Annotated in this window: 14 protein-coding genes; 9 read left to right on the top strand and 5 right to left on the bottom strand. The window is 67.0% G+C overall.

The features are described from left to right. The first annotated feature begins 7 nt into the window (after nucleotides 1–7). From KRR38_RS17265 to KRR38_RS17255, 3 genes are all read left to right on the top strand, one after another. Entirely contained in the window at nucleotides 8–349 is a 342-nt protein-coding gene (locus KRR38_RS17265; RefSeq protein ID WP_217403888.1) for a DUF2322 family protein, read from the top strand. 136 nt (nucleotides 350–485) lie between these two features. After that, complete coding sequence (locus KRR38_RS17260) at nucleotides 486–1,793, top strand: DUF1254 domain-containing protein (RefSeq protein ID WP_217403886.1); 1,308 nt, start codon at nucleotides 486–488, stop codon at nucleotides 1,791–1,793. Continuing rightward, nucleotides 1,790–2,953, top strand: coding sequence for a sulfotransferase (locus KRR38_RS17255; protein WP_217403884.1), 1,164 nt, complete (start codon nucleotides 1,790–1,792; stop codon nucleotides 2,951–2,953). The genes KRR38_RS17260 and KRR38_RS17255 overlap by 4 nt, the downstream gene beginning before the upstream one ends. A 118-nt stretch (nucleotides 2,954–3,071) precedes the next feature. Here KRR38_RS17255 and KRR38_RS17250 read toward each other — a convergent pair whose 3' ends face one another. Both KRR38_RS17250 and KRR38_RS17245 read right to left on the bottom strand, forming a co-directional pair. Further along, a complete protein-coding gene (locus tag KRR38_RS17250) occupies nucleotides 3,072–3,851 on the bottom strand; it encodes an SDR family NAD(P)-dependent oxidoreductase (RefSeq protein ID WP_217403882.1) in 780 nt (259 codons plus the stop codon). 1 nt (nucleotide 3,852) lies between these two features. Continuing rightward, entirely contained in the window at nucleotides 3,853–5,586 is a 1,734-nt protein-coding gene (locus KRR38_RS17245; protein ID WP_217403880.1) for a class I adenylate-forming enzyme family protein, read from the bottom strand. Between the two features lie 191 nt (nucleotides 5,587–5,777). On the opposite strand from KRR38_RS17245, the gene KRR38_RS17240 reads away from it, so the two are divergent. The 3 genes from KRR38_RS17240 to KRR38_RS17230 all read left to right on the top strand — a co-directional run bounded on the left by KRR38_RS17240 (nucleotide 5,778) and on the right by KRR38_RS17230 (nucleotide 8,907). Beyond that, the gene (locus KRR38_RS17240) at nucleotides 5,778–6,890 is read left to right on the top strand and encodes a Gfo/Idh/MocA family protein (protein ID WP_217403878.1); all 1,113 of its coding nucleotides are present in this window, start codon (nucleotides 5,778–5,780) and stop codon (nucleotides 6,888–6,890) included. 35 nt (nucleotides 6,891–6,925) lie between these two features. After that, entirely contained in the window at nucleotides 6,926–7,420 is a 495-nt protein-coding gene (locus KRR38_RS17235) for a hypothetical protein (protein WP_217403876.1), read from the top strand. A 122-nt stretch (nucleotides 7,421–7,542) separates the two neighbouring features. Continuing rightward, nucleotides 7,543–8,907, top strand: a complete 1,365-nt coding sequence (locus KRR38_RS17230) for an MFS transporter (RefSeq protein ID WP_217403873.1) — start codon at nucleotides 7,543–7,545, stop codon at nucleotides 8,905–8,907. A 133-nt stretch (nucleotides 8,908–9,040) separates the two neighbouring features. On the opposite strand, the gene KRR38_RS17225 is transcribed toward KRR38_RS17230, so the two are convergent. Further along, nucleotides 9,041–9,388 (bottom strand): hypothetical protein, encoded by a 348-nt coding sequence (locus tag KRR38_RS17225; RefSeq protein ID WP_217403871.1) that lies wholly within the window; start codon nucleotides 9,386–9,388, stop codon nucleotides 9,041–9,043. 79 nt (nucleotides 9,389–9,467) lie between these two features. On the opposite strand from KRR38_RS17225, the gene KRR38_RS17220 reads away from it, so the two are divergent. Next, nucleotides 9,468–9,644, top strand: coding sequence for a hypothetical protein (locus KRR38_RS17220; protein ID WP_217403869.1), 177 nt, complete (start codon nucleotides 9,468–9,470; stop codon nucleotides 9,642–9,644). Here the strand turns inward: KRR38_RS17220 and KRR38_RS17215 are convergent. After that, a complete protein-coding gene (locus tag KRR38_RS17215; RefSeq protein ID WP_254514851.1) occupies nucleotides 9,629–10,780 on the bottom strand; it encodes an amidohydrolase family protein in 1,152 nt (383 codons plus the stop codon). The two genes, KRR38_RS17220 and KRR38_RS17215, sit on opposite strands and share 16 nt — an antisense overlap. A gap of 49 nt (nucleotides 10,781–10,829) precedes the next feature. Here KRR38_RS17215 and KRR38_RS17210 point away from each other — a divergent pair, with 49 nt between their 5' ends. Next, nucleotides 10,830–12,698, top strand: coding sequence for an amidohydrolase family protein (locus KRR38_RS17210; protein ID WP_375293422.1), 1,869 nt, complete (start codon nucleotides 10,830–10,832; stop codon nucleotides 12,696–12,698). Nucleotides 12,699–12,705: 7 nt separating this feature from the next. On the opposite strand, the gene KRR38_RS17205 is transcribed toward KRR38_RS17210, so the two are convergent. Then, entirely contained in the window at nucleotides 12,706–13,083 is a 378-nt protein-coding gene (locus KRR38_RS17205; RefSeq protein WP_217403862.1) for a VOC family protein, read from the bottom strand. Between the two features lie 191 nt (nucleotides 13,084–13,274). On the opposite strand from KRR38_RS17205, the gene KRR38_RS17200 reads away from it, so the two are divergent. Continuing rightward, nucleotides 13,275–15,032 carry an amidohydrolase family protein gene (locus KRR38_RS17200; RefSeq protein WP_217403860.1) on the top strand — a complete coding sequence of 586 codons (1,758 nt, stop codon included), beginning with the start codon at nucleotides 13,275–13,277 and terminating at the stop codon, nucleotides 15,030–15,032. Nucleotides 15,033–15,047 lie beyond the last annotated feature (15 nt).

Here is a 15,047-nt window from a genome sequence, read left to right as displayed (position 1 = left end):
TCGATAAATGCTCGCGACGATTCAACCGGCTACGACGTTCAAGGACAACCTTCAGCAATTGCCGCCCGTCGATGGCGTCGAGCGCATTGACCTGATCGACGCGGAGGGCGCCGTGGTCGCGAGCATCGAAAACCAGCCGGGCAAGCAGGGCTCGCTCGCCGTCTATCAGTACCTGAAGCAGGCGTTCGGCGCGCTGGATGCGAAGGCGGCCGAGCATGGCCTCGCCGTCTTCGGCGAGCACACGGCCGACGCGCGCAACCGCCCGGGCGCGCATCCCAATGTCGACCGCTTGCTGGCAATTGCCGCCGGCGGTGCGCCACTGACTATCGAAGTCATCACCAGCCGCTGAGCCCCCCCCCGCTCGAACGGCGCAGTCCCAAGGGATTGCAAGCGCTTGATTAATTCTCCGGATTGCACCTATGTCATTGCGATAGGTGCAATCGGGCAAGCGGAAGCTCCTGAAAATTGGGAGATTTCGGGGAATCATGAGCGATCGTGTCGATGCGACTGACGGGCGCAGGCAACTGGCGCGCGATGCCGTCGTCTGGGGGCTGCCGCTCGTCCTGTTCGGCCGCTACCTCGATGCCGCGGTGGCCAACGGCGTGCGGTTCAACCACTTTTACATGAGCAGCGACGTGGCCACGCCGCGCTCGCGTGCCATCGGGCCGAACATCGATACGATGAACGGCCGCGCCTGGATCGATCTGGAGGAAGAGCCGCAGGTGATCGGCGTGCCGGCGACGGCCGATCGCTACTACACGATCCAGCTCCAGGACATGTACATGAACTCCTTCGCCTATGTCGGGCGCCGCACGACCGGCACCGCGGCGGGCTGGTTCGTGCTTACGCCGCCGGGCTTCTCGGGCAGGCTTCCGGAAGGCGTTACCGAGGTGCGCGCGCCGACGACCAAGGTGCTGGCCTTCGTCCGCACTCTGGTGCGCGGGAGCGGGGACCTCGACGCGGTGCGGGCGATCAACGGCGCCTTCACGCTCGGGCCGCTGTCGCGCTTTCCCGAAGGCCAGACCGCCGCGACCGTGGGCGCCGAGGCGCTCGACGTGTTCCAGCCGAGCAGCCGCAGGACCGGCGGCGCGCTGCCGCATATCGAGATCGCGCGATCGGGCGCGGCCTATTTCGCCGAGCTCGATCGGCTGACGCATCAGTTTCCCCCGCTCGATCGCGATGCGCCGAACCTCGCACGGCTCACACCGCTCGACCTCGGGGCCGGCGAGGCTGCGCATGCCGATCTCGCCGGCGATGTCGAAGGGGCCGTCGACCTGATCACGAAATCGGTCCGCTCATGGTCGGAGAACGGCTGGCTGCGGCGGAGCAATGTCGCGCAGTTCATCGCGGACCCGCTCGAACGCGCGGCGAACCACATCTACGGCCCCGGCACCCAGGTCGCGGAGGAGTCGGTGTTCTACAACCTGCGCAAAGGGCCTGACGGCGAGACGCTGAACGGCGCCAAGACCTACCGCCTGCGCTTCGGGCCGGGCGAACTGCCCCCGGTCGACGCCTTCTGGTCGCTGACGCTTTATGACGGGAACTACTTCCTGTTCGACAATCCGATCGACCGCTACGGGGTCAACGACCGCACCGAGGGGCTGCGCTTCGAGGACGACGGATCGCTCGAGATCCTGGTCCAGCCCGATCCGCCCGCGGCCGGTACGGCCAACTGGCTGCCGGGGCCGCCGGGCGATTTTCAGCTCGTCTTCCGCACCTATCAGCCGCGCCAGCCCGTGCTCGATGGCAGCTATCGCCTGCCGCCGCTCGACATCGTCGGGGGAGCGGAATGACCGACCAGCCCGAGTTCAGCGAGAAGGCGCTGCTCGACGCCGCCGCGCGCAAGGCCGGCAGCGACGATTTCGGGTCGGACAGCTATCGCACGGCGCTGGCGCCGCTGCTCCATTCGGTCGAGCACGAGATGCAGCTCACCGCGCGGGGCCGCGGCGAGGTGTGGAACCGCGTGGTCGACGCGCTGGCCAACCGGGCCGTGCTTGTTGCCTGGGAAAAGGCCAATCCCGAACTCGCCGCGGCGCCGGTGCAGGCGCCGATCGTCATCCTCGGCCTGCCGCGCACCGGCTCGTCGATCCTGCACGAGACCCTGGCCTCGGCGCCGGGCATGCGCACGCCGCTGATCTGGGAAGTGAAGGACTATTCGCTGGTCCACGAGGTCCAGGATGCCCACGCCGATGCGCGCATCCAGGAGATCGAGGCGGCTATCGCGCGCAAGAACGAGGCCGTGCCCGGCTATGCCGCGATCCACTACGAGAACCCGCATATCCCGATGGAATGCGTCGCACTGACCATGCTCGACCTCGTCACGCCGCAGTTCTCGACGCTGGCCTGGGCGCCGACCTATCGCCGGTTCATGCTCTCGCACGATGCGCGCGAGACCTATCGCTGGCACCGGCGCGCGGTGCGCTTCCTGCAGGCGCGGACGCCGGGCACGCTCTGGGTGCTCAAGGCGCCGATGCATTCGCTTTACACCGCCGCGTTGATCGAGGCCTATCCCGACGCGATCCTACTCCAGACGCACCGCGAGCCGGTGAACGTCGTCGGCTCCTTCGCCAGCCTCTGCGCGACTTTGCGCAAGGGCTGGTCGGACGAGGTGCATCCCGAGCAGCAGGCGCCCGATGATGCCGCCTATGCCGCCGAACTGGTGATGCGTGCGGTCCGCTTCCGCGAGCAGCATCCGGCAGAGCAGGCGCGTTTCCACGACGTGGCGTTCAACCGCTTCATGGCCGAGCCCGAAGCGACCCTGGCGGCGATCTATGCCCACTGCGGACTGTCGTTCACCGCTGCGGCGGGAGACGCGATGCTCGGCTACCTCAACGGCCGCCCGCGCACCAAGCACGGCACGCACCGCTATTCGCTCGACCAGTTCGGCCTGACGCCCGAAGCGCTGGAGCGGCTGTTCGCCGACTATGCCGCCGGCTACGGTGCCTATCTGTAGTCAGAACACCGACCTCCTGAGCTTGTCGAAGGACTGCTCCTGCTCTTGAGGTCCGGCGCCCAGCCTCGAAGAAGAAAAACAGCCCTTCGACAAGCTCAGGGTGAGCGGGAAGTGGGGACTAACGCCCGAAAGCCTTGCCGCCGTCGGCGTAGAGGATCTGCCCGGTCAGGTATTTCGACATGTCGCTGAGCAGGAAGACGTTGACGTTGGCCGCGTCCTCGGCCGAGCCCATCTTGCCGCCGAGCGCGATCGACTGGGCGCGCTTTTCGTCGCTCGCCCGCTGCTCTTCGGGCGGGAGCTGGTCGTACCAGGCCTGGAACCCCGTCGTCGCGACCACGGGTGCCATCAGGTTCACGCGGATCATGTGCTTGCCCCATTCGCGCGCCAGGACGAAAGACCAGCCGTTGACCGCGCCCTTGGCCAGGCCATAGCCTGCCATCTGGTCCTGGCCGCCGATCGCCACGTAGGACGTGATGTTGACGATCGAGCCGCCCTTGTCCTTCATGTAGGGGAACGCGGCCTGGTTGGTGAAGACCGTGCCGAAGGTGTTCACCGCCATGTCCTGCATCAGCTCTTCGGCGGTGAAGCTTTCCGCCGGCTTGAGCGTCTGCGTCGCCGCGCTGTTGACCAGACCGTCGAGCCCGCCCAGCCATTCCGCCGCCTCGGCGAAAGCGGCGTCGACCGCCGCGCGATCGCTGATGTCGGCCTGGATGTGGCTGTGACGGCCGGCGCCCAGTTCGGCGATCTGCTCGGTCAAGGTCGTGACGCGCCGCCGGTCGGGCGCGGCCCGGGAAAGCGACACTACGTCGGCGCCTTCGCGCGCGCAGGCGAAGACGGTGGCGCGGCCGATCCCGGTGACGCCGCCGGTGACGATCACCCGCTTGCCTTTCAGCATCATGTTACTTCTCCTCCCGCGCCGCGCGCGCCGTCTTGACGAAGTTCGCGCGGTCGATCTTGCCGGTGGCGGTGCGTGGCAGGCTCTCGCGGGTCAGGACGATCTCGCGCGGCACCTTGTAGATCGCCATGCGCTCGCCGCAGTGAGCCTTGAGCGCTGCCTCGCTGGTCTCGGTCTCCAGCACGACCGTGGCGGCCACTCTCTCTCCCAGCCGCGGGTCCGGCAGGCCATAGGCGATCGCCTCGCGCACCGCGGGATGATCGAACAGCAAGCGCTCGACTTCCGCGCAGTAGATGTTCTCGCCGCCCGAGATCACCATGTCCTTCTTGCGGTCGAGCACGCTGAACAGGCCGGCTTCGTCGACCTTGCCGATGTCGCCGGTGGCGCACCAGCCGTCGATCAAGGTCGCCGCGGTGGCTGCGGGATCGCCGACATATTCGCTCATCACCGCGGCGCTGCGCACCCAGATCTCGCCGGCTTCGTCGACATCGGCCTCACTGCCGTCCTCGCGGCGCACGCTGACGTCCACCGTGGGGCAGGCCCAGCCGCAGGACTGCGGATGGCTCAGATAGGCCTCGCCGCTCAGCGAGCAGGCCCAGCCGGTGTTCTCCGATTGGCCGTAGGTGTTGGTGATCAGGCTTTTCGGCATGCGCCGCCGGACCTCGGCGACAAGCTCGCTGTTGAGCGGCCCGCCGCCATAGGCGAGGCTGCGGATCGCCGCGAGGTTCTCGGGCGTGGCGCGGGGCGATTGCAGCATGTCCCAGAGCATCGTCGGCACGAAGGCGACGCGCGACAGGCCCGACTGCTCGATCATGTCGAAGGCGATGTCGACGTTCCACTTGGCCATGATGTGGATCGTCGCGCCCAGGCTCATGCCGCGGACCACGGGCAGCATGCCGGTGAGGTGGAACATAGGCGTGAGGATCACCGCCGGCCCCGCCATCGAGGCGCGATCGGGAGGTACGGCGATGCCCAGTTCCTCCTCGTAGAGCAGGTCTTGCATCGTACCCATGACTTCGCTGAGCGCCGCGGCGTGGGCCAGTGCGCCCTGGCTGAGCAGCGCGCCCTTGGGGCGCCCGGTGGTGCCCGAGGTGAACAGGATCACCGCGCCGTGGCTGGGATCGCAGTCGAGCGGATCGAGGTCGATTCCGGGCTGCGCGTGGGACAGTTCAGCGAAGTCGGCGTCCTGCCCAGGGCGGAGCGAGGCGCGCTCCCCTTCGATCACGATCCGCGACATGGGCGGATCGGGCACCAGCGCGGCACGCTCACCGTCGAGGATCGCCAGTTCGCAACCGGCTGTCGCCATGGCGTGGAGCATTTCCTCGGCTGAGCCGCGGCTGTTGACCAGGGCGGCGATACCGCCCGCGGCGGTCACCGCGATCAGGGCGATGACCCACTCGGGACGATTGGCCGTGGCGATCGCCACCCGCGTGCCCGGCCCGACCTGAAACCGCCCGCGCAAGGCCTGCGACAGCCCCGCGGCACGCGCGAAGGTCTCCTCGTAGGAAAGCCTGACATCGCCGGCAACGACCATCGGCCGTGCGCCCAGATCCGCCGCCTTGCGGTAGATCGCGGCGAGATTGCGCGGCGCGTGCCTGAACACCTGCTGACGGATGCCGGCGATCGTGACCTGCTCGGTCTCGAAGGTCTTTCCCGGGCCTATCAGGCGCTCGGCCAGCGGATCGCGCAGGTTCGCTCTCGGCTCGGTCCGATCCATTTCGCCTGCTTCTGCGGTCATCGTCTCTTCCCGTCGCCTTTGGATTGAGAAAGCAGCCTCCTGGCGTGTAATGCAAGGCATTCAATGCATTGTCGATTGACCTTGAGCGCGTTTGAACTGGTCTCGCCGGGCGCGGCGCCGAACAGCGGGTTGGACCGGGGCAAACTGTGTGCGACGCTCCCGGCAAAGAGAAATCGCGGGAGAGTTGAGCGATGTCCGACAGGATTCGTGTTGCCATCATCGGCGGGCAGTGGGGCGTCGTCTCGCACCTGCCGGCATTCCGGTCCCTACCCGACTACGAGGTCGTTGCGATCTGCACGGCGCACCAGGAGTCCGCCGAACGACTGGCGCGCGAGCACGGCATTCCGCTGGCGTTCTGGGACTGGCGCGAAGTCGTCCGCCATCCCGACATCGACCTGATCGACGCCTGCGTCCGGCCGCGGGTCCGCACCGAGATGCTGGTCGAGGCGATGCGTCACGGCAAGCACGTCGTCGGCGAGGTGCCCCATGCGCGCAGCACCGAGGAGGCCAGGGTCCTGCGTGACGCCGCGGTCCAGAGCGGCGTCAAGCACCTGATCGGCTATGAATGGCAGATGATGCCGGCCTTCCGCGTCTTGACCGAGAAGGTCCGCGCAGGCTTCCTGGGACAGCCCTATTTCGGCCATGCTCAGCTCCAGTTCGCAATGTATGGGACGCCCGAGGATCACATGGACTACCTCTGGCAAGGCGACGCCAGCGAGGGCGCGAGCGGGTTGCACAACCTCGCCGGCAGCGCCATCGCGATCCTGCGCCAAGCCTTCGACAGCGAAGTCGTCGAGGTCTGCGGCGTGGCTGAGACCTACCGCAAGGAATGGCATCTGCCCGACGGTTCGGGCATGCGCCCCGATGCGATCGACACGGGCATCGCTATCGCGCGCTTCGCCAACGGTTTCACCGCCACGGTGCAGGGGAGCTGGGTGCCCGGCAATGCCAACAACTGGTATCTCGACCTCTACGGCAGCGAGGGCCGGCTGACCGTCGAGACGCCGCCGAACGACGGATTCAACTGCGACCTGAACCTGTCCGGCGGCCTGCGCGGCCAGCCGACCGCGCCGATCCCCTCGCCCTATTCGCACCGCTTCCGCAGCGACTGCACCCTGGTGCCGAGCGAGGTGAAGCCGCAGGTCATCTGCGGTTTCGCCGAAGGGCTGATCGGCCTGGCCGAGGCGATCCGAACCGATGGCCCGACCTATCCCGATTTCGAGGACGGCTATCGCTTGATCAAGATCTGCGACGCCGTGGCGGAGTCTCACCGGACCGGCCGCTGGATCAAGATGGAATACTGATCTTCGCCCAATACCGGATCAGCAGGGAGAGAGCCGTGACCCAGATCACCAATCGCATCGACCACGTCGCCTGGATGTGCCGCCCGGAAAACCATGACGCCTATGTCGAGAAGCTGTCGAAGATCTACGACGTGAGCTTCGAGGCCGACGACGGCGGCCCGGATTACGGCCTGCGCCTGACCTGGTGGAGCGCAGGGCTCGAGGTCTTGTCGCCCGCAGGCGATCCCGATCTTCCGCTGGCGAAGATGTGCTGGGACTATCTGGGCAAGCGCGGCGAGGGGCTGTTCGCCGTGGTCATGGGCGTCGACGACGTGGGGAAGTCGATCGAACATGCGCGGGAGCAGGGCTTCACGCCGAGCCCGCTGTTCTCCCTGCCCGAGACGGACAAGCCCTGGCTGAGGCGCGTGCAGGAATGCACCGAAAGCGTGCTCGACGTATTCCTCGATCAGAACCTGGCGGTCGGGCGCATCATCACCGATGGCGATGGGCCGTCGCTGGCGGAACAGCGGGCGGGGATCGCCGCCGGCTGACTTTCACGAACACTATTCGTCGAACGCCCATCCCCGTTCTTGCCTTGGCCAGAGCGAACGGGAATGGTGAATGGCAGGGCAAATCCAGGGAGCGGATGAGAGTGGCAGCCGGATACAGGATCGTGGCCCTTACCGTATCGACGGCGCTGTTCATGCAGTTCCTGGATTCGACCGCGCTCAACACCGCCATTCCGACCATCGCCCGCGACCTCAAGGTCGATGCGGTCGACCTCAACCTCGCGATCATCTCGTACCAGCTGGCGATGACCGTGCTGATCCCGCTGGGCAGCGCGATCGCCGACCGCGTCGGGCAGCGCAATGCCTTCGCCGTGTCGCTGCTGGTCTTCGCAGCCGGATCGATCCTCTGCGCCATGTCGACGACCTTGCCGGCGCTTGTCGCGGCGCGTGCGCTGCAGGGCGCGGGCGGGGCGGTGATGACGCCGGTCAGCCGTTTCCTGGTGATCCGCTCTTCCGAGAAGAGCGAGCTCATCAGCGCGATGAACTGGCTGTTCCTGCCCGGCATCATCGGGCCGATGATGGGTCCCGTACTGGGCGGGCTGATCGTCCAGCATGCGAGCTGGCACTGGATCTTCCTGATCAACGTGCCGGTGGCCGTGATCGGCATGGTACTGGCCTTCCTGCTGATCCCCGACATCCACGACCACAGCGACGGCGTGATCGACTACAAGGGCATCGCCCTGATCGGACCGGCGATCTTCTGCGTGATGTTCGGTCTGGAAAGCGTGGCCAATCCGCGCGCCGGCTGGGAGGCGCCGGCGCTGCTGGGCGGCGGTGCGGTGCTGACCTGGCTGTTCATCCGGCATGCGCGAAGGCATCCGGTACCCGTGCTGGACCTGTCGTTGCTGCGCATCGGCTCGTTCCGCCATTCGCTCGAGACCGGCACGATCCTGCGCACCGTCGCGGCGGCGAGCAGCTTCATCATGCCGCTGTGGTTCCAGCTCGGCCTGGGGCTCAAGCCGGCCGTGGCCGGTACGATCCTGATCGTCCCGACGATCGGCACCATGCTGAGCCGCCTGGGCGGGGTGCGGCTGACCCAGCTGGTCCACCCGCGCAACGTCGCGATCTGGGCGAGCGTACTGCTCGTCGCCTCGCTGCTCATCAATGCCACATTCGACGTGGGCTGGCCGCTGCCGCTGTTCGCGCTGGCGCTTGCGGTCCAATCGATCGCGATGTCCACCGCGATGATGGTGATCAGCGCGTCGACCTATATGGACGTCGAGCAGGGCCGGATGGGGCGTGCTTCCAGTCTGTTCACCACGTTGCAGCAGCTGACCATGTCGGTCGGGGTGACGCTCGGCGTCTGGACGATCAGCGGCATGCGGCTGTTCTATGCCACCGGCGAGCACGACAACCGCATCTACAGCGGCAGCATACTGGTTCTCGCCGCGATCGCCGCTATCGGCCTCGTCACCACGCGCAAGCTCGATGTCCAGGCGATGGGGGCGCTGCGCAAGACGCCGGGCTAGTTACACCGACCTCGTCACCCCGGGCTCGACCGGGGTACCGCTCCTTTTTTCGACCTTGCGGTTGCTCGCAACAAGCGGGACCCCGGATCAAGTCCGGGGTGACGAAACTGGGTTTGGTCAAAATGATCGCGCTCTACGAAAGGTCCAGCAGGCCGTAGGGCGCCTTTTCCTCGGCCCAGATATCCTTGCGCGCACGGCGGGTGTCGGCGACGCGGTCCCAATAGGTGTCGGTCTTGGCCCGGTAATGCGTGTCGTAGTCGGGCGAGGTGCGCATCTCGAGGAATTCGACGCCTCCCGCGCCGGGATTGACCGTATAAGGCGATGCGCCGGGGATCAGCACGCCGTCGCCCTTGAGCAGTTCCTCGCTGCCCACTTTCATCGAACCGGCGATCACCAGGTAGTAGCAATCCGCGTCGTGGCTGTGCAGCGGCAGGGGGTAGCCGCTCTGGAACCAGACATAGGACACGTGGAGCGTCGGCATCGAGAACAGCGTCAGGGCCGTGGCGCCCCCCGCAGTCCGCGGTTTCGCGGAACTGCGACAGGCCGCGCAGGATCGCCGGATGGAGTTCGAAGTCCGGCGCACTGGCATCGCGCTGGCGCCGCGGCATGTGCGGCTTGGCATCGCGGCCGCGCGTGATCGTGTAGCCGGGCGCCTTGGCTTCGCGCGTCTCCTCGGCGAGGAGAGCGGCGTTTTCGGCATCGAGGCTCATCGCGTTTCCCCTCAGTCCAGCCCGTAGAAGCGGCGTGCATTGTCGCGCACGATCGGACGTATCTCGTCCTCGGCGAGCCCCTCGAACTGCCAGTCGGCGACCTTCAGCGAATCCGGCCAGGTCGTTTCGGAATGCGGATAGTCGGTCGACCACATGATGTTCTTCCCGCCGGGCAGGCTGCGGTTACGGATGCCCTCGCGGTCGCGAATGAACGAGGCATAGACGTTGCGGTCGAAGTATTCGCTCGGGCGCAGGGCCAGCTCCAGCTTCAGCCAGTGGCGCTGGCTGTCGTAGATGCCGTCCATATATTCGGCGACGAAGGCGACCCAGCCCGCGCCGCTCTCGATCGCGCCGAAGCGCAGATCGGGAAACCGGTCGAACACGCCGCCGAAGATGAGGATGGCGATCGGCTCGGCCATGCAGAGCTTGCTCATCACCATGTTGGGCAGGAACTTGAACTGGCCCGGCCGCGCGATCCGGGCGCCGAGGTGGATCGTCACCGCCATGTCGTTGTCGACGCAGGCCTTCCAGAACGGATCGAAGGCCGGATCGTCGTATTGCAGCGGCCCGTCGGGATCGCCGGTCAGCGCCAGCACCTGCGCGCCGAAGCCGCCCGTGGTGATCGCGCCCGATTGCGGGAAGGCCGGGATGTTGACCGCGCGCAGGCCGCGCTTGGCGGCGTCGTGCACCATCGCCGTCGAGGCGGCGATGTCCTGCATCGGCAGATAGGCGGCGCCGGCTAGCCGCCCCGGGGCATAGGCGCAGAAGTCCGCGAGCCAGCGGTTGTAGGCGTCGAAGCTGGCGAGATAGAGTTCGTTGTCTGCGGTGCCGAGCGGGCCGCCACCGTAGAGCACTGCCGTCTCGACGCCATCCTGGTCCATGTCGGCCAGCCGCGCCGCCGGCTCCCAATTGCCCGCGCGCAGCAGTTCCTGCTTGCCGGTGGGGCGGAACTGCCTGCCCTGGCCCGAGGTCGCCGACTGCAGGTTCAGCGGCTTGCGCACGCCTTCGAAGACCATCCAGTCATGCTTGTCGTCGGGACCGCCGGGTTCCCACTTGGGGCCTCGCCCGGCGAACCTGGCCGGCAGGTATTCGTCCCAGAACGTCGGTGCGGGATTGACGTGCGCGTCCGCGTCGACGAGTCCTCCGATCGATGCCGCGACCATATCCCATCCCATCGTTTTCTTGGATCTTGAGGGCGATATTCGGGGATCGGTGCAGCGATGCAAAGCCCAATCGGCACGGCGCGCGAATTCCGTAATTACGAATACCGCGCGCGCACGAGCAAGCTGTTGCTTCGGGGCGGCGCGTGACCCAATCTTGCGTGCAGATCGACGGAACCGTCGGCGCAAGGAGAGGACGCCCGTGGAATACGATCTCATCGTGCGGAACGGTTATGTCATCGACGGCACGGGCCTCGCGCGACGGCGGGTCGACGTCGGCGTCAAGGACGGGCGCATCGCGCGGATCGGCCGGCTGGACGGCGTGCCCGCAAGCGAGGAGATCGACGCCAAGGGCCGCGTTGTGGCGCCGGGCATCGTCGACGCCCACACCCATTACGATCCCCAGATCACCTTCGATCCCTATGCGACGATGTCCTGCTTCCACGGTGTGACGACGGTGCTCGCCGGCAACTGCGGGTTCTCGGTCGCGCCGACGCGCAAGGCGGACCGACAGGCGATCCAAGACATCTTCGCCAAGGTCGAGGACATGGACCCGGTTGCGCTCTCGGGCGTTGCCTGGGACAATTTCGAGACCTTCGCGGAATTCCTCGGCTCGCTGGAGGGCAGTCTCGGCGTCAATTTCGCCTGCTATGTCGGCCATTCGAACGTGCGCCGCTGGGTGATGGGCAATGCGGCGATCGAGCGGGAGGCGACGGCCGGGGAGATCGAGGCCATGCGCGCGATCGTCCGCCAAGCGATGGAAGCCGGTGCCGCCGGATTCTCCACCTCGCTGTCGCCGACGCAGGCCGACATCCACGGCCGCCCGGTACCGTCGCGCTTCGCGGCGCGCGAGGAAGTGCTGGCGCTGGCCGAGGAGGCCGGCCGGCACGGTGCGGGATCGATCTGCTTCCTGCCCGCGGGCACCTCGATCGGGCTCAAGGAAGACGATTACGACTATATCATCGAGATCGGCCGCCGCTCGGGGCTGCCGGTGATCATCCAGGGGCTGGGTGCGCGCAGCAAGATCGACGTGCCGGGCGCCGGCTGGGAGGATGCGGTCAGGGCGCTCGATCGCGCCCAGGCCGAAGGCGCGCCGTTCTATTCGCTGCTGATCGCGCGGCCTTTCGACCGTGCCGTGGCCTTCGACGAGACCAACCACCACTGGCAGGCGGTGTTCAGCTGGCACGCGATGACGCGCCTGCCGATCGACGAGCGCCGTGCCCTGCTCAAGAACCCGCGGGCGCGCGAGGAGATGCGCTTCGCGGTCGAGAACCAGAACCGCGATCCCGCCAAGGGCACGACCATTCCGGCACCGCAGTGGGACAATGTCTTTGTCGACGATTCTCCGAACCTGCCGGTCGAGACCCACCAAGGTCGCAGTATCGCCGAGCTAGCCGTCGGCGAGGGCGTCGCGCCGGGTGACCACGCGCTCGACCTCGCGCTGAAGGACGATTTCGCCACCAAGCTGCGCTGGCGCATGGACACGTCCGACTGGAGCGAGGCGGTCGCGCGCTCGCAGACCGATCCGCGCATCCTCATCGGCACCTCGGACGGCGGCGCGCACCTCGCCAAGGACGATCAGTCGGACTTCAGCAGCTACTTCCTTGGCAAATGGGTGCGCGAGCGCCAGCTCTGGTCGCTCGAAGAGGGGGTGAGGCAGATCACGCAGGTGCCCGCCGCGCTGCTCGGCTTCCACGAACGCGGGACGCTCCAGGTCGGCAAGTGGGCCGACATGATGATCTTCGATCCCGATCAGATCGGCCCGGTGCGCAAGGAATTCGTTCGCGACCTGCCGGGCGGCGTCGGCCGCTACAAGGCCTATGGCCGCGGGGTCCACGCCACGATCGTCAACGGCGTGCCGATCGTGCTGGAAGGCGAACTGACGGGGCGGAAGCCGGGACTGGTCGTCGCGCCGCAATAGGCGTCGTTCAGGCTTCGCCGTGATGGAACCTGAGTTCGAGCATGATGCCCGAAGGGTCGCGCGCGAAGATCAGGTCGAACGGGGCGCCGCGCGTATCGACGATCTCGTAGGGCGTGCCGAGCACTTCCAGCTGAGCCGTGACCTGCACCTTGTCCGTGCACTGCAGCGCGAGGTGCCGCACGGTTCCGTCTGCCAGCGGGCCCTGTTCCTGCACCAGATGGATGACCGGGCGACCCGCCGCATCGAACAGCCACTGCATGGTTTCGGCCGGCAGCGGCTTGGGCGGATCTCCGACGACGAAGCCAAGGACTGTCGCGTAGAAGTCGCAGGACCGGGAGAGATCCTCCGTGGCGATCTCGATATGGTGGAAGCTGGCATGTCCCATGTCCGGTCCTTCGCTCACAAATCGACCCGCTGGCAATGACACTCCGGTTACGCCACCATTTCAGTCACTAGCCTCGGCCATCACAGTCATGGCGCCACGGCATGCTATTGGTGACATTCTACCGCGAGTTGGACCAAACGCTTGACCGGCAGGGCCCGAGTCCCTTGTTCGGCTGTGCGAGAGGAAAAGAAATGCTGGATCTCAGGATTGTCGGCGGAACGATCGTCGATGGCACGGGCCGGCCGGGATTCCGCGGCGACCTGGGCATCAAGGATGGCCGCATCGTCGCCGTCGGCTCGGTCGAAGAGCCCGCGCTCGAGACGATCGACGCTGCGGGCAAGATCGTCGCGCCGGGCTTCATCGACGTGCACACGCACTACGACGCCCAGGCCTTCTGGGACCCGACGCTGAGCCCCTCGTGCTTCCACGGCGTGACCACGGTGATGGGCGGGTTCTGCGGTTTCTCGATCGCGCCGCTGACCGCGGAATCGGCCAGCTACATCAAGCCGATGCTCGCGCGGGTCGAAGGTATGCCGCTCGAAACGCTCGAAGCCGCGGTGCCCTGGGACTGGGCCTCGTTCGGCGAATTTCTCGCGCGGCTCGATGGGCGGATCGGCCTCAACGCCGGGTTCTACGTCGGCCATTCGGCGATCCGGCGCATTGTCATGGGCGAGCGCGCCGTGGGCGAAACGGCGCAGCCGGCCGATGTCGAGGCGATGAAAGTGCTGCTCGACCAGTCGCTGGCCGAAGGCGCGCTGGGCTTCTCGACCACGGTCTCGCCGGGACACGTCGACGGCGACAACCGGCCCGTGCCCTCGCGCTGGGCCGAGCCGTCCGAGATGATCGAATTAGCCCGCGTCGTGGCTAGGCACGAGGGAACCGGGCTGGAACTGCTGCCCGACATCGAGTTCGGCCCTGGCATGGCCGAACTCATGGCCGACTTCTCGGTGGCCGGTCAGCGGCCGGTGAACTGGAACCTCGTCGTCATCACCGGCCGACCGGACACCGAGAGCCGGGCGATGCACCAGCTTGCCGCCAGCGACGTCGCCCGTGCCCGCGGCGGCGAGGTAATCGCGCTGGCCGTTCCGAGCACGCCCTATGCCCATATGAGCTTCCGCTCGCCCTCAGCCTTCAGCGGCCTGCCGGGCGTCTGGGCCGAGATGTTCACCTGGCCGGCTGCCGAGCGCACCGCCCGCCTCGCCGATCCCGCGGTTCGCGCGCAGATGATCGAGGACGCGGCCAAGGTGAAGGGCCAGGGCATGGCGCTGGAATTCAAGGTCCAGTTCGGCGACTTCAAGATCATCGCCACCCGCGCGGGGGCCAATGCCGGTTACAAAGACCGACTGGTGCGCGACATCGCGGCTGAGCGCGGCGTGGCCCCGCTCGATGCCCTGCTCGACATCGTGGTGGCTGACGGGCTCGATACGATCTTTGCGCCCGAGCTCGGCGGCGAAGATGCCGCGGGCTATGCCCTGCGCGGCCGGCTGTGGGACGACGACCGCGTGCTCATCGGTGCCTCGGATGCCGGCGCGCACCTCGACGTGATCGATACTTTCGCCTTCTCTACCACCGTGCTCGAAAAGGGCGTGCGCAAGTACGGCGTGATCAGCCTCGAGGCGGCGATCCACAAGATGACGCAGCGTCCGGCCGCCTATTTCGGCCTCGTCGATCGCGGCACCATCGCGTCGGGCAATCATGCCGACATCGTCGTGTTCGACCAGACGACGGTCGGCCGCGGCGCGACCTACCTGAAATACGATCTTCCAGGCGATGCCGAGTCCTACCGCATCTATGCCGATGCCTTCGGCATTGCCCACGTTCTGGTCAACGGCGTGGAGATCGTCCGCGACGGTGCCCATACCGGCAAGCTGCCGGGCACGGTGCTGCGCTCCGGGCGCGACACCCGCACCGTCGCGATGGACGTGATGCGCCAGCCCACGATAGCCTAGTCAGAACATGCAGTC

The sequence above is a fragment of the Novosphingobium sp. G106 genome, from assembly GCF_019075875.1.
Classification (GTDB): domain Bacteria; phylum Pseudomonadota; class Alphaproteobacteria; order Sphingomonadales; family Sphingomonadaceae; genus Novosphingobium.
This window is presented reverse-complemented; position numbering and strand designations above follow the sequence as displayed.

Coding starts and splice junctions, on each gene's coding strand:
- KRR38_RS17215 (WP_254514851.1), bottom strand. CDS start 10,780: ATGGTCGCGGCATCGATCGGAGGACTCGTCGACGCGGACGCGCACGTC.
- KRR38_RS17220 (WP_217403869.1), top strand. CDS start 9,468: ATGGAGTTCGAAGTCCGGCGCACTGGCATCGCGCTGGCGCCGCGGCAT.
- KRR38_RS17200 (WP_217403860.1), top strand. CDS start 13,275: ATGCTGGATCTCAGGATTGTCGGCGGAACGATCGTCGATGGCACGGGC.
- KRR38_RS17250 (WP_217403882.1), bottom strand. CDS start 3,851: ATGATGCTGAAAGGCAAGCGGGTGATCGTCACCGGCGGCGTCACCGGG.
- KRR38_RS17260 (WP_217403886.1), top strand. CDS start 486: ATGAGCGATCGTGTCGATGCGACTGACGGGCGCAGGCAACTGGCGCGC.
- KRR38_RS17255 (WP_217403884.1), top strand. CDS start 1,790: ATGACCGACCAGCCCGAGTTCAGCGAGAAGGCGCTGCTCGACGCCGCC.
- KRR38_RS17205 (WP_217403862.1), bottom strand. CDS start 13,083: ATGGGACATGCCAGCTTCCACCATATCGAGATCGCCACGGAGGATCTC.
- KRR38_RS17245 (WP_217403880.1), bottom strand. CDS start 5,586: ATGACCGCAGAAGCAGGCGAAATGGATCGGACCGAGCCGAGAGCGAAC.
- KRR38_RS17225 (WP_217403871.1), bottom strand. CDS start 9,388: ATGCCGACGCTCCACGTGTCCTATGTCTGGTTCCAGAGCGGCTACCCC.
- KRR38_RS17265 (WP_217403888.1), top strand. CDS start 8: ATGCTCGCGACGATTCAACCGGCTACGACGTTCAAGGACAACCTTCAG.
- KRR38_RS17240 (WP_217403878.1), top strand. CDS start 5,778: ATGTCCGACAGGATTCGTGTTGCCATCATCGGCGGGCAGTGGGGCGTC.